At 47.1% G+C, this 13,862-nt stretch carries 9 protein-coding genes; 1 reads left to right on the top strand and 8 read right to left on the bottom strand.

Annotated elements, in window-relative coordinates; translation table 11 throughout:
- Positions 1-60: 60 nt before the first annotated feature.
- A complete protein-coding gene (gene yicI / locus ACFTRD_RS06940) occupies positions 61-2,379 on the bottom strand; it encodes an alpha-xylosidase (protein WP_379378317.1) in 2,319 nt (772 codons plus the stop codon).
- Between the two features lie 172 nt (positions 2,380-2,551).
- On the opposite strand from yicI, the gene ACFTRD_RS06935 reads away from it, so the two are divergent.
- The gene (locus tag ACFTRD_RS06935) at positions 2,552-3,466 is read left to right on the top strand and encodes an AraC family transcriptional regulator (RefSeq protein ID WP_379378315.1); all 915 of its coding nucleotides are present in this window, start codon (positions 2,552-2,554) and stop codon (positions 3,464-3,466) included.
- Between the two features lie 176 nt (positions 3,467-3,642).
- Here the strand turns inward: ACFTRD_RS06935 and ACFTRD_RS06930 are convergent, their stop codons facing one another.
- From ACFTRD_RS06930 to ACFTRD_RS06900, 7 genes are all read right to left on the bottom strand, one after another.
- Positions 3,643-4,563 carry a hypothetical protein gene (locus ACFTRD_RS06930; protein WP_379378313.1) on the bottom strand — a complete coding sequence of 307 codons (921 nt, stop codon included), beginning with the start codon at positions 4,561-4,563 and terminating at the stop codon, positions 3,643-3,645.
- Positions 4,564-4,959: 396 nt separating this feature from the next.
- Entirely contained in the window at positions 4,960-6,816 is a 1,857-nt protein-coding gene (locus tag ACFTRD_RS06925) for an adenine deaminase (RefSeq protein ID WP_379378311.1), read from the bottom strand.
- A gap of 274 nt (positions 6,817-7,090) precedes the next feature.
- Positions 7,091-9,466, bottom strand: coding sequence for an RNA polymerase recycling motor HelD (helD, locus tag ACFTRD_RS06920; RefSeq protein ID WP_379378309.1), 2,376 nt, complete (start codon positions 9,464-9,466; stop codon positions 7,091-7,093).
- A 282-nt stretch (positions 9,467-9,748) separates the two neighbouring features.
- Positions 9,749-10,210 carry a pyridoxamine 5'-phosphate oxidase family protein gene (locus ACFTRD_RS06915; RefSeq protein ID WP_379378307.1) on the bottom strand — a complete coding sequence of 154 codons (462 nt, stop codon included), beginning with the start codon at positions 10,208-10,210 and terminating at the stop codon, positions 9,749-9,751.
- 146 nt (positions 10,211-10,356) lie between these two features.
- On the bottom strand, positions 10,357-11,424 hold the full coding sequence (locus ACFTRD_RS06910) for an FUSC family protein (protein WP_379378305.1): 1,068 nt from the start codon (positions 11,422-11,424) through the stop codon (positions 10,357-10,359).
- A 253-nt stretch (positions 11,425-11,677) separates the two neighbouring features.
- Positions 11,678-12,403 carry an HD domain-containing protein gene (locus ACFTRD_RS06905; RefSeq protein WP_379378303.1) on the bottom strand — a complete coding sequence of 242 codons (726 nt, stop codon included), beginning with the start codon at positions 12,401-12,403 and terminating at the stop codon, positions 11,678-11,680.
- Between the two features lies 1 nt (position 12,404).
- Positions 12,405-13,844 carry an NAD-dependent malic enzyme gene (locus tag ACFTRD_RS06900; RefSeq protein ID WP_192266133.1) on the bottom strand — a complete coding sequence of 480 codons (1,440 nt, stop codon included), beginning with the start codon at positions 13,842-13,844 and terminating at the stop codon, positions 12,405-12,407.
- Positions 13,845-13,862 lie beyond the last annotated feature (18 nt).

Raw genomic sequence — 13,862 nt, 5'->3', positions numbered from 1 at the left:
GCTCGACAGTAAACAAACAGACGGCACCTTCCGGCACCGCCCTTCTGTCATCAATACATATTACAGTTGAATGGTAAGCGAGCTTGTACCTGCTGCTGCCGTAACGACAACACCATTTGCACCAGACGCTTGAGAACCGCCCTCTACGCCGGATATACTCTCGATCCCACGCAGCACGACATTCCATGGTTTGCCTGCACCTTCAGCACGAACTTCCAGAACAGAGCCGTTACGGGATACGTTAACAACCAGCTCCTGCTCAGCACTTTGGTTTACAACCACCGCTTGAGCGGAGTTGCCGTCAGCCAGTTCGAACAAGTGAAGCGACACATTATCCGCAAAGTCATAATCCGGTTTGCTATCCACAGCACCGACCGCAATCAGACTGTTGGGTTTGATCATCATTGGCAGTGTTTTGAAATCATGGTTTTCGCTAATCCAGCGTCCACCTTCAACTTTCGCACCTGTCAGGTAGTTGGTCCATGTTCCTTCAGGCAGGTAATAACGAACATCACCCTCCTTGTTGAAGATCGGAGCTACCAAGATTGAATCACCAAACATGTATTGAGTATCCAGGTTGTAGGTTGTTGGATCCTCTGGGAAATCCAGCAGCATCGCACGCATCATCGGAATACCTTTTACCGTCGACTCCACCGCAGAATTGTAAAGGTACGGCATCAGGCTGATTTTGAGTTTGGTAAAGTCACGAACAACGTCCACGGATTCCTCGTCAAACAGCCAAGGCACACGATACGAAGTACTTCCGTGTAAGCGGCTGTGAGAAGATAAAAGTCCGAATTGTACCCAACGTTTGTATACGTCGGGGGTCGCTGTACTTTCAAAGCCGCTGATATCATGGCTCCAGAATCCGAAACCGGAAAGTCCAAGCGAGAGGCCGCCTCGAAGTGATTCAGCCATGGATTCATACGTAGAAGAGCAGTCTCCGCCCCAGTGAACCGGGAACTGTTGACCCCCTGCTGTTGCAGAACGTGCAAACAGGGCAGCTTCGTTTTTGCCAATCTTATCTTCGAGCAATTCAAAAACAGCTTTGTTATAGAGCTGTGTATAATAGTTGTGCATTTTAACCGGATCAGAGCCATCAAAGTACACAACATCTGTCGGAATTCGTTCACCGAAGTCGGTCTTGAATGAATCAACACCTTGATCAAGCAGAACTTCCAGCTTACTCTTATACCAATTCACAGCATCCGGATTCGTGAAATCAACCAGAGCCATACCTGCCTGCCACATATCCCATTGCCATACGCTGCCATCCGCTGTTTTTACCAGATAACCGTTCTCCATACCTTCATCGAACAAATAGGATTTTTCTGCGATATAAGGATTGATCCAGGCACAAATTTTAAGACCTTTTTCTTTCAGACGTGCAAGCATGCCTTCCGGATCAGGGAACATCGCTTCATCCCATACGAAATCAGACCATTGGTATTCCTTCATCCAGAAACAGTCAAAATGGAATACAGACAGCGGAAGATCACGTTCAGCCATACCATCTACGAAATGGTTAACCGTTGCTTCATCATAATCCGTTGTGAATGATGTTGTCAGCCACAGACCAAACGTCCATGCCGGTGGGAGCGCTGGTTTACCTGTTAATTTCGTATAATTATCAAGTACATCCTTTGGATTGTCACCGCCGATAATGAAGTATTCCAACGTCTCGCCTTCTACGCTGAACTGCACTTTAGATACATTCTCAGATGCAATCTCATACGATACGCGTTCAGGATGGTTTACAAATACGCCATATCCTTTATTGGACAAATAGAAAGGAATGTTTTTATATGACTGCTCGCTGCTTGTACCGCCGTCCTCATTCCAAGTATCAACCACTTGACCATTCTTAACAAACGGTGTGAAGCGCTCACCAAGTCCGTAAACGTATTCACCAATGCCGAGATCAAGCTGCTCGCGGAAGTACGCTTCCTTACTCGGACCTGTAATGTAGCCAGCCGCTCTTTGACCACTACCTGTAATCCGTTTTCCTCCATACAGGAAGCTGACGTCCCAACCGTTTGTTTTGTCGATTTGAACTTCCAGATTGCCGCTTTTCAAAACAGCACCTTGTTCATTTTTGGAGATGTCAACGTTCGCATCTTGCGTATTAAGCTCAAATACAGGCCCTTTTTTCACTCCGCCTTTATGGTGATTCAAAGTTACACGAATAACGTTAGGCATTGGTGAGCTGTACGTTGCTTTAAGCAATGTACCGTTCAGCGTATCGCCTTTGGTACGAATATATTTAGTTGCCGCATATACGGTCAAAGAATCCTCTTTTTGCACAATATCACGAATGTCAGTCGGGTTTTGAATGTGGTACCCTTCACGAGTCATCCAGAATCCATCAGTAAATTTCATGTTTTCTTTCCCCCTTCGGTTATACTATAATAATATTGACATTAATAACGAATTTCTTCTCATATTTTGACCAAATATATCACGATTTTGATATTTCTTATCCGTTTCCTTATAAACATCACCAATCTATGGGAACGTTTACATTAATAATGATGCAAAAGGAGAATCTCCTATGGAACGTGAACGATTACGGGAAAACCGGATTCACGGCAATGCCATGTATCCCGTCAGTGTGTACCCGGATATTCAGCAGTTGAATGGCGACAGCATTCTGGATTGCCACTGGCATGATGAGATGGAGTTCACCATGGTGACTCAGGGCAGTGCTGTTTTTCAAATCGATATGAATACGGTAGAGGTTCAGGCGGGCGAAGCCATATTTATCAATCGGGGTGAGATTCATGCAGGCTATCTAAAGGGTGATGTCCCCTGCGTTTTTTCGTCCATTGTATTTAACCCGGAGCTGTTAGGCAGTCGGACATTCGATGCTGTACAGGAGAAATTCGTGGGCCCGCTTGTACACAAAACGGTTCTTCCTCCTTACCATATCCGTGCCGATGAAGCGTGGGGACAAGAGATTCTTCATCATTTAAAACGAATTTTCGCTGATCATGCCACCGGGACGGCCACCTGTGAGATGACAACGAAGGCTTACCTCTATCTTATCTTTGCACAATTGTTTGAACATATGAGACCTGCCCCACTTAAAGGAACTGTTTCGGCAGGCAGCCATGATAAAGTGGAACGCCTGAAATCAGTGTTAAGCTATATTCACAAGCGTTATCCCGAACCACTCAAGTTGAAAGAACTGGCGGATGAAGCCAATATGAGCGAAGGACACTTTTGCCGCTTTTTCAAACAAATGGTGCAGAAAAGCCCGGTCGACTATATCAACTATTATCGTGTTCAGCAGGCCTGTTATCAGCTTGAGAACACCGACCACAAAATTGTGGATATTGCCATGGACGTCGGCTTCGAGCATTTAAGCTACTTCATTACAACGTTCAAGAAACACAAGAATACGACCCCATCCCAATATCGCAAAATGTTTTATGAGAAAGTGGAGATGGAACCTGCGCTGATCTAGTCGTAAACTTTATGAAGTTTCCTGAACGCTGTAGCCGCGATCGTTCACTGCTTTCCACTTGTGGATCTTATAAACAAAAGGTGCCACAGCTCGTTTGAAGTGCGACTTGTTCACTTGACAGGTCGCACTTCAGTTCGGCTATAAGCACCTTTTTCTTTCTGATGGATGGATGGAATTTATTTCTTTAATAGCTCCCATGAGCTGTACTCATGGACCGAAAAGCCGTTAAACGACGAATGTGTACTCGCCATTTTCTCAACCAATTGGAGCTGTGCTTCCATATACGCTGTACCTTCTTCATAAAAGGTGATAAAGTCGCCTTCCTTGCTCTGCTTGGTCTCCACGGCAATGGATACCGTTTTGCCCAGAAGTGCCGCTTCCTCAAGCTCATCCTTCGCTACTTTATAGATAGCCGCAGCCGTATCCCGATACGCCATAATGGTGATTGAATCGAACTTGCGGATCATCCAGCTGCTTACATTCATCGTTGAACCCGGAATCTTGTAACCATCAAGCCAGAAGGGCAGGTCTGCGGCTACAGGCATTTTCATCCGAGCGGCCCGATCAACTATATATTGAACGTTCCCCTGCCACTGTGTAATCACACTGGCCTGATTCGTTTTCCACTCTGGATGAACATGAGGTTCAATGTCCAGATGAATGCCTGCAAATTTCTCATCGGGCTCTACTTGATTTTGATATGCTTCAACCCAGTCCAGAAAATCGGCAATTTGCTGCCGGCTCTCGGTCAATCCCCAGGCAGGTCTGCCATCCATGACGTCCACGGCTATATTTTTCTCTCTGGCCATACGAATGAAATCCGTATAGTACGGAAGCTTCACATCCCGATTCATTTGTAGGTAGATCGTATTGATTTTGTTCACAGTCGCAAACTTCAGAACGAGCTGAGGGTTACTTTGAATCTGCATGGTGTCCCATAACCAGGTTGCTCTCACCGATCCCTGTACCGTTCCATGGATGGTTTCATAACTGTCAACTGAACCCAGTGCAGTGGCCTTGCAAGTGTAGGTATGGCTCGTTAACAGCATGAAACAACTTATGAACAAAACTAAATATTGACCCCTTTTACTTTTCATATTTATACACTCCCTTTGATGTTATGCAGCTCTGACGTGCAAATCCCGATGGAAATCTGTCGTTTTATATTCATTCAAAAGCACTGATTCGAAGTACGACTATTTACATTGCTTCTATATGCAACATCATCTCTAAGACTCACGACGAAAGAATCATATAACATTATTTCGGGTATACACACTTCTGTATTTATAGTTCTTAAGACTCATTTATAGAAAATATTATAAATTTAGCTTTATTTACACCTATCTTGAGTCATTCATTACATATGAACCACAAACGACCGAAGACCTAGTAAGCGCTTTCCATCTAAACGCAAAAAAAGGCCGCCCTAAGACGACCTTCATTTTCCTTCCCACTTCAAGGACAAACGGATGTGGTTTATTCGTTATTCGTTAGTTCCCGGGTGGTGCAGCCGGTGTATTCTCCACCATTTCATCAAACAGAGATACCAGCTCAATGCCTTCTGCCGAAATGCGTACAAGACCTTTATCGGACAAACGCAGTTCCGGAATCACAACTAGCGCCAGCAGGGACAGCGTCATGAAGGCGTTATTTAACGTACAGCCAGCAGACTGCAATGCTTCACTGACAGCAGCAGATTGGACTGCCACCTTTTCAAAAGATTCTGTTGACATCAAGCCCGCAATTCGCAATGGGAATTCGGTCACACCGGAGGTAGTCACAACGGCTACGCCGCCTTGCATTTTAATGACCCGGTTACCTGCCTCAGCCATCAATGCATCATCATTACCGATAATGAGCAGATTGTGGCTGTCATGAGCAACGGTCATGGCAATGGCCGCAGGACATGTAAAACCAATGCCTCCTACAAGCGCAACAGCATGATTTCCCGTTTGTTTATGGCGCTCCAGCACCGCGATTTTGCAGATTTCACCAGAAGCCGGAATGACGACATTACCATGTTCTACCGCGACATTCACATGCTTTTCCTTCGTATCCACATGATTCTCCGTCACATGAATGACTTTCGCTCCAATCATACCTTCGGTAATCGGCGCGGACAACTCCATGTCCTTCGGCTGGATATTTGCCTCCAGTTTCACTGTGTTCAGCGCCTCTTCCGGATAGATGAAGCCATCCCATACCGCTGTCATTTTGCCGTTCTCTGCCACAACATGCCCCGCGGCAATCGTCATGCCTACCCGGACATCCGCCAAACGTCCATCGAGCAAAATGATGTCGGCGATATTCCCGGGGATCACGGCACCTACGTCACGGGCTACGCCGAAGCGTTCAGCCGTATTGATGGTTGCCATCTGGAAAGCCGTGACCGGCTTCACCCCTTGCGAAATAGCCAATCGAACTACAAAATCCATATGACCTTCCTTGAGCAATGACTCGGAACTTCGATCATCGGTCACCAGCATCATGCGGCGTGTATCCAGACCAAGCTCTGTGCAGGCTTTGATCGTTTCCGCAACATCATGCCATGCAGAGCCCTGACGCATTTTGGCATACATGCCAAGCCGCAGACGTTCCACCACATCTTCCTTCGTAACACATTCATGATCCCCTGTAACGCCACTTGCTGCATAGGCTGGCAGACGCCAGTCATCCGCTGCCCAGGTGAAGTGACCATCTGCCACCTTGCCTGCTCGCAGCGTTGCCTGAATCTCACCAATCATCGTCTCGTCGCCATAAACAACCCCTGGGAAGTTCATCACTTCGCCAAGACCAATCATATCCGGCCCCCAGGATAGGGCTTCCGCCACTTCTTCCGGTCCAATATACGCACCTGTTGTCTCCAGTCCCGGATGTGAGGAAGGAACACAGGAAGCCACCTGCATATAAGCAGCCATTGGGGTCGTACGTGCTTCATCCAGCATTAACCGCAGGCCTTTCAGTCCAAGCACATTGGAAATCTCATGCGGGTCAAAGAAACCACCGGTTGTACCGGAAGGCAGAACGGCTCTTGCAAACTCGGTTACTTTCATTTGAGTACTTTCAATGTGACAGTGCCCATCCAGCAATCCGGGCGCAATGTATTTGCCTTCAGCCTCAATGATGCGTGTATGTTCTCCGATCGCATGGCTTACATCTTTGCCTACATATGCAATCCGGGCTCCCTGTACCGCTATGGACATCCCTGGTAAAATCTCTCCCGAAATTACATTAACCAGCGTTCCGCCCCGAATGACCAATGTTGCAGGCAAGTCTCCCCGTGCTGTTGCTACCAGATCCGGTACACAATCCGCCATTAACGGGCGTTCAAAAGATGGTGTGTTCATGTTGCTGCCTCCTTCATGAAATAAACGATCCAAAAAAAATAGATTGTTACGATTATATGAGTCCAGACTCAATGTGTAAAGATAATTCACACCTATTGTGCATCAACACAAATGATGGATCATTTTTTATCCATGAAACCTAATCCATCTGATCTTATATCAGAAGCCGTCTAACCTTATGGAGTTTCTTATTCCCCACATCGTATTCCGCAATACACAGAAAGACTTCCGTCCCATCGAACGGAAGCCTTCTTCACGAACGTGAAAGATAAAGTTAATCGGCTTGGGCCGCAGATACTTTACCCATGTCATATAATTCTTCGGACTGGGATGTAATGAACGGACTTGGTTTACCCAGGCAGTACACGTGCAGCAAATGCATGGCTCGAGTACAAGCGGTGTAGAACAGCTTGCGTTCATGCTCCTTGGCGTATTGTTCTGCAGAGCCATCATAGATCAGCACAGCATCAAACTCCACACCTTTGGCCAGATAAGCAGGGATGATATGCACACCACGTTCAAAGGCCAGTGTTGTTTTTTTGATTAACTTCGGCGTCGCAGGCAGTACTTTGCTTAACGCCTCATGTACGTCCTTGCTCTCTTCCGCCGTCTTGCAGATGACTGCAACCGATTCGTACCCTTCCTGAATCAGGTGACGGAGATCGGCTGTAATAACTTCCAAATGCTCCTGTTCATTGGAAGACACTAACACTTTCGGCTTTTCCCCGCTCCGGTTAAAAGGAACGATCTCGTCACCACCAGGCACCATGCCGCGGGTAAACTCCACGATCTCCTTTGTTGAACGATAACTTCTCGTCAGTTCAATTACTTCTGTATTTTCCGGTCCATAGAGGTTAGTCAGCGGTCCCGTTCCACGCAATACCGAGGAATGGGCATAGATAGCCTGATTGAAATCTCCGAGTGCCGTCATTTTAGCTCTGGGGAATAACCTTTTCATAAAGGCCAGTTGAAATGCAGAGTAATCCTGAGCCTCATCAATGATCACATGACGGATATTGGAGTTAATATGGAACCCGAGCAGCAACTCACGCAAATACAAATAAGGTGTGATATCCTCATACGCCAGCTCCTGTGCTTTCATCCTGCGAAGAGTCATGTCCCCAATCTCTTCCCAGTATGGAGGTAACGCTTCCTCCCCCAATAGGCGAATCATTTGAGCCCGATCGTTGAATAGATGCGCGTACAGCTGACGAACATCGACAAAACGCAAGGATTTGATCCATTTGCGCAATGGCTTGAGCCGATCACTCACAACCATACGGGCGAGTATTTCTCTTTCCTGCTGGAAATCGTCGAACGTATCCGACTTCCCTTTTTGCTTTCGCTTCAAGCGTTGATAGGCCCGTTGCAGATCCTCGGGCTCCATCAGATCCAGTTGTTGATCTACCCAAGGAGCCTCCAATTCCCCTTTACCGAACGCAGATAACTCTTTGAGCATCCAGTCTCGTAGTATTTCCAGACGATTCACCAGCTTAACGGATGACTCAAAACTGTAAAATTTCTCGGCCATGGCCTCTGCCGTAACAACAGCCCGCCCTTGGAATCGAACAGGCTTAAACTTCATGCCTTCCGTCAGCATGCTGTCCTTGTATCGTGTAATGACCTTGAGGAAGGAGTCAGATGATTTGAATCGAATACCGGACATACGCGCTTCGTACTGAGGATCTTCTGTTCCGGTGAGCACGTATTCAAGTTGAATGAATGGATCTTCCAGCTGATATTCACGTCCCAGACGGCGTTCCAAATACTCCTGGAACGTCGTTTGCAACATATTTTCCTCACCAAGTTCAGGCAGAACGGTGGAAACATAACTGTTGAACATCGGGTTGGGCGAAAAAAGGACCATCTGATCCGCTTGCAGATGCTCGCGGTATTTATAGAGGAGATACGCCACACGCTGTAGTGCAGCGGATGTTTTACCGCTGCCCGCAGCTCCCTGTACGATCAACATGCGAGTCCGATCATTACGGATAATTCGGTTTTGCTCCTTTTGGATTGTTGCCACAATGCTTTTCATCTGTGCATCCGAGGTTCGGCTGAGGACGGCCTGCAACAGCTCATCCCCAATCGTAACTCCAGTGTCAAACATAAAGCGGATACGTCCATCCCGAATGACAAACTGCCGCTTCATCTCAATATCGCCGTTAATCTCTCCACTTGGTGTATGATACGTAACCGGACCTGGCGCACCATCATAATACAGGTTCGATATGGGTGCCCGCCAGTCATATACAAGGAAGGATTCCTCTTTCTCATCCAGCAACGATGCAATCCCCAGATAAATGCGTTCAGCATGTGGATAGCCATCTTCCTTAAAATCAATGCGTCCAAAATAAGGTGAATGATGCAGCCGTTTCATTTTGTCCAGTGCTGCTGCCGTATTTAGATGACTACGCTCCCGGTCAGACAGAACCTGTGATTGCTGCCGCATGCTGGTGGAGGTCTCACCCACGTCATCCGCTTCGCTGAAGTTCATGGTGACTTCGTCCCAGAAGTCTTTTCTCATGCCTACAACTTCGTCCCGGAAGGAACCGACCTCTTTTTCCAGGATGTCGATTTTCCGTTCAATCTGTTCGGTTACAATGTTGACCCGCTGCTGCTCCTCGCTCCATTGCTGGTCTGTACTCATATGTTAATACGCCCCTCTTTCCCCGGATTGTTTCCTCAAAAAGCCCATTTGACAAGCCCGAAAAGGCTATGGTATAATTAATTAGAAAGTAAACATTTTAATTTTATGTTAATTAGTTCTAATTTTCTGAAAACCATTTTTTATTGTACCAGTGACTGCGTCCCGTTGCAAGCGGAGGCGTTTTTTGTTGTTTTTATTTATTCTTTTAACTGACTTGTCTCTCTGATGTTTATGTTTCTTCTATTATTACCCAAGAACGACCTTGCTATTGTTAGACACCCTTTATTTCCGTAATTCTTCGATGGTTTCCTTCCAGCGCGTCACCGCTTCAGACTCATCCTTTAATTGAAATGTTATGCCTGAAGTAATCTCTGCATATGGTGCTTGATCCACACGTACATTCACCACTTGAGCTTCAAAACGATCTCTTGGATACATAGATTCCCCAATCTGAGATAACGCACTCACTTCCAGACGGATATGCAGCAGACTTTGCTCATGAACTGCAATCAAGGTAGCCTTGCCTGTTCGGCTCATATTCATACTTGTCTGAGTTCCTTGCCATAGAGCCAGTCTAAGCCGAGTTGGACTGAGGGCAATCACTTCGCCCATGCTGATCATTGCCTGATGGGGCCAAGCATCTTCGGACACCGTTAACAATTGCATCGCTTCGTGCTGTTTCTGCTCCAGATGATCACCACTCAGCCACTCTATCCATTCAGCGTCAAGCTTTGGTACATTCATTTCTATATCCCTCAGTTCATTTAGATTCGTATTTTCGTTACAGTCATTCCACTATGTATACAAAACAACCCGGACACACTGTCCGGGCTAGTTGTGCTTCCATTGTATATGATGATCCCTCATCACTGCAATCTGTACTGCGATGTTTACGGCCATCTAAGCCAATTCAGAATTTTATCCTGTGACTCCTTGTCTTCACTGGCACTATGCACATGTTCGGCAAGCCGGTTTAATCGTTCCAGCTGATAGCCATAATCATAGATCGCAGCGGCTACGATGGACAGTCTCAACATCCCCTCCTGATCGATATCAAACTGGGAAATGGCCTGCTCCATAAAACGATCATTATCCAAAATGAACTGTGCCGCTTCTTCTCCGTTCGGTTTCAGCTTATCCTCGAATTTGAGCAGCGCATGTTCATGGAATTTGATAACAAGCTCCAGATGTGTATCAAAGAATTGATCCATTTCGGGTGTTCGCTGTGCCTGGAAATAATGGCGTTCTACCGAATCCAGCACATCGAATCCTTTTTGCAGACTCAGCAGCATCTGTTTGTATACGACCATCTGCCGGGTCTCGCTGAATTTGGAACGTTTCATCTTCTTCTGCTCTTCCTCAAACAAGTTATACTTATCGGATAAGGATTTAATCGAACCACCCAAATTATTTTTCTCATCCCGGAATACGACTTCCTTGATCTCATCCGAGATGGATGTGCGCAGCAGCAGTGACATGCCACTGAACACACTCTGAATCTGTTTCACGAACTGAATCTTTGGCTTAGGTGGAAATACCGTAATATTAATAAGAAACGCAGATACAATGCCAACAAGCGTCAGCAGGAAACGATTCAATGCAAAATGCCAATCACCCGACGCTTCCATAATGGATACAACGGTTACCAGTGTCAGACCAACTGTCTCGCCCATATTCAATTTAAGACAAATCATTATAACCAGTACAATAATCAACCCGACGGCGATGGGCTCATTGGACAGCACCATGCCTCCCAGCAAGGCGACAATTGCACCAAGTGTAGTCGTTTGCAGCTGATCCAGGAAATACTTCCAGGATCGGTAGATGGATGGCTGCATGGCAAAGATGGCCGCGATTGCGGCGGGAACAGGAGATTGCGGGTTCAAGAACATGCTGCTAAGGTACAGGGCCAGCGTGACCGCGATTCCCGTCTTAAGTACACGTGCACCAAATGACATGGTGACCCCTCCTCCTCTTCAGTACTGATTTCGTTCGTTTGATCATTATCATTATTACCCCATATTTCTTTTTTTGCCCGAATCAATTCAGGAGAACGATTTATTGTATCATGGAAGGCTAGGGGTTACCATGCCCTATATCCTGTTGATGAGTTGAATTCCATTTCCTACTACTTCTATGTACACAAAACAACACCCCACACTCCACTCTCGGAAGTAGGGGGTATTGTATGTTTAACTCAATCTGCGAAGGTTATGAAAACCTTCCTTCCCATTCACGCTTGAACTGCTCCACGAACTGCACCATAAAATCATGACGCTGCTCTGCCAGTTCCTTGCCATAGGACGTGTTCATCAGATCTTTTAGCTTAAACAGCTTTTCGTAAAAGTGATTGATCGTAGTACTGCGTCCATTCCGGTATTCCTCCCGCGTCATCTGCTCTCGTGGCGGAAGGGCGGGATCATACATCTCACGACCTCTCGCGCCGGCAAAAGCAAACGTACGCGCAATACCGATAGCACCCAGCGCATCCAGACGGTCCGCATCCTGTACCACTTGGGCTTCCAGCGATGAAACGGCAGGACGCTGTCCTCCTGCAAAGGAGATGGTGCTGATGATGTTTACCACAGCTTCCCGTGTATCTGCATCAAGTGGTTGGCTATCCAGCCACGCATTCAGCTTCGCCATCCCTACTTCCAGACTTTCGTTCAGCTTCTCATCTGGCACATCATGCAGTAATGCAGCCAGTTCACAGATGAAAGGATCGGCGCCCATACGATGTGCGAGTTCCACTGCAAGTGTGGTGACCCGTTCAATATGAGGCCAGTCATGACCATCCGTATGTGCGTCTGTATCTCCCTGAACAAAAGCGCGAGCCGCGCGAAGAATGACCTCTCCTGTTAATGTTCCATCAACATGATCCTCATGACCCGATTGTTGCGCACTTTGGTTCGGATGTTGAGGGGATTTCTCTTGCATCTTACACTTCCCCGCCTTCGCGGGCTTGTTCACGCGGTATACGCCGTGCCACACCCGTCTTGACAGCTGCTTCAATCACGCGATTGCGCATCGATTTGACAATTTTATCGTTAAACACACTCGGGATAATGTAATACCGGGTACGTTCTTCATCCGAAATGGCCGAAGCAATTGCCTGGGCTGCAGCCAGCTTCATTTCCTCATTAATTTCACTTGCACGGCAGTCCAGAACCGCTCTGAACATCCCCGGAAAACACAGTACGTTATTGATCTGATTCGGATAATCGGAGCGACCTGTCGCCATGACAGCCACAATGTCCTCCACTACGGACGGCATAATCTCCGGTACCGGATTCGCCATGGCGAAAACAATGGGGTCGGCTGCCATGGTTTGCACATCTTCCCGAGTTAACAGATTGCCACGGGACAGACCAATGAAGACATCTGCTCCGCGAATCACGTCACGGAGTGAGCCTGTCTCCAGCTCCGGATTGGTACGAGCGGCATAGTCGGTCCATACTTCATTATCATAGGAATTCGTCCTTACTAACGCCCCGTCACGATCGACACCAACCACCCGGTTCGCTCCTGCAGACAGCAGAATATTACTGCAAGCCACACCTGCTGCACCAATGCCACAGACAACGATTTTCACATCCGTAATGGATTTCCCTACCAGCTTAAGCGCGTTAATCAGACCTGCATACAGTACAACCGCCGTACCATGCTGGTCATCATGAAATACCGGAATATCCAACTCCTCATTCAGGCGACGCTCAATTTCGAAGCAACGCGGAGACGAGATATCCTCCAGATTAATCCCGCCAAAAGCTGGTGAGATCGCTTTCACAGTTCGAATGATTTCCTCGGTATCCTGTGTATCCAGGCAGATTGGGAAAGCATCTACTCCTGCAAACTGTTTGAACAACATCGCTTTACCTTCCATGACTGGCATTGCGGCACGTGGTCCAATGTTGCCGAGTCCAAGCACAGCGCTGCCATCCGATACTACAGCAACCGTATTCCGTTTGATTGTCAGCGAAAATGCTTTTCCAGGCTCTTCTGAAATGGCCGAGCATACCCGGGCTACATCCGGTGTATATACGCGTGACAGATCTTCCCGGTTATGAATCGGGACCTTCGGAGTAACTTCGATCTTGCCGCCCAAATGAAGCAGGAACGTCCGATCCGATACGTTAATAATGGATACACCTTTGAGCTGGCGCACCCCTTCTATAATTTTGCTGTTATCTTGTGCATCTGTTACGGCGACAGTCAAGTCGCGCACACTTACATCCTGATTGGTCGAAATCACGTCGATGGCAATGATATCCCCGCCAGCTTCCGAGATGGCCGAAGCCACTTCACCAAATTTGATATCCTTTGTTGTCATTTCCAGTCGAATAATGAAGCTGTTGCCGTCTAGATTCCTTTGATTCATTCCAATTCCTCCCAGACT

It is taken from the genome of Paenibacillus sp. NPDC056933 (genome assembly GCF_042674385.1).
Lineage (GTDB): Bacteria > Bacillota > Bacilli > Paenibacillales > Paenibacillaceae > Paenibacillus.
Note: the sequence above shows the minus strand (reverse complement) of the source record. Positions and strands in the feature narration are given on the sequence as shown.

Bases quoted from the DNA above. Each gene is read 5' to 3' on its own strand.
- yicI (WP_379378317.1), bottom strand. From the start codon at position 2,379: ATGAAATTTACTGATGGATTCTGGATGACTCGTGAAGGGTACCACATT.
- ACFTRD_RS06935 (WP_379378315.1), top strand. From the start codon at position 2,552: ATGGAACGTGAACGATTACGGGAAAACCGGATTCACGGCAATGCCATG.
- ACFTRD_RS06930 (WP_379378313.1), bottom strand. From the start codon at position 4,563: ATGAAAAGTAAAAGGGGTCAATATTTAGTTTTGTTCATAAGTTGTTTC.
- ACFTRD_RS06925 (WP_379378311.1), bottom strand. From the start codon at position 6,816: ATGAACACACCATCTTTTGAACGCCCGTTAATGGCGGATTGTGTACCG.
- helD (WP_379378309.1), bottom strand. From the start codon at position 9,466: ATGAGTACAGACCAGCAATGGAGCGAGGAGCAGCAGCGGGTCAACATT.
- ACFTRD_RS06915 (WP_379378307.1), bottom strand. From the start codon at position 10,210: ATGAATGTACCAAAGCTTGACGCTGAATGGATAGAGTGGCTGAGTGGT.
- ACFTRD_RS06910 (WP_379378305.1), bottom strand. From the start codon at position 11,424: ATGTCATTTGGTGCACGTGTACTTAAGACGGGAATCGCGGTCACGCTG.
- ACFTRD_RS06905 (WP_379378303.1), bottom strand. From the start codon at position 12,403: ATGCAAGAGAAATCCCCTCAACATCCGAACCAAAGTGCGCAACAATCG.
- ACFTRD_RS06900 (WP_192266133.1), bottom strand. From the start codon at position 13,844: ATGAATCAAAGGAATCTAGACGGCAACAGCTTCATTATTCGACTGGAA.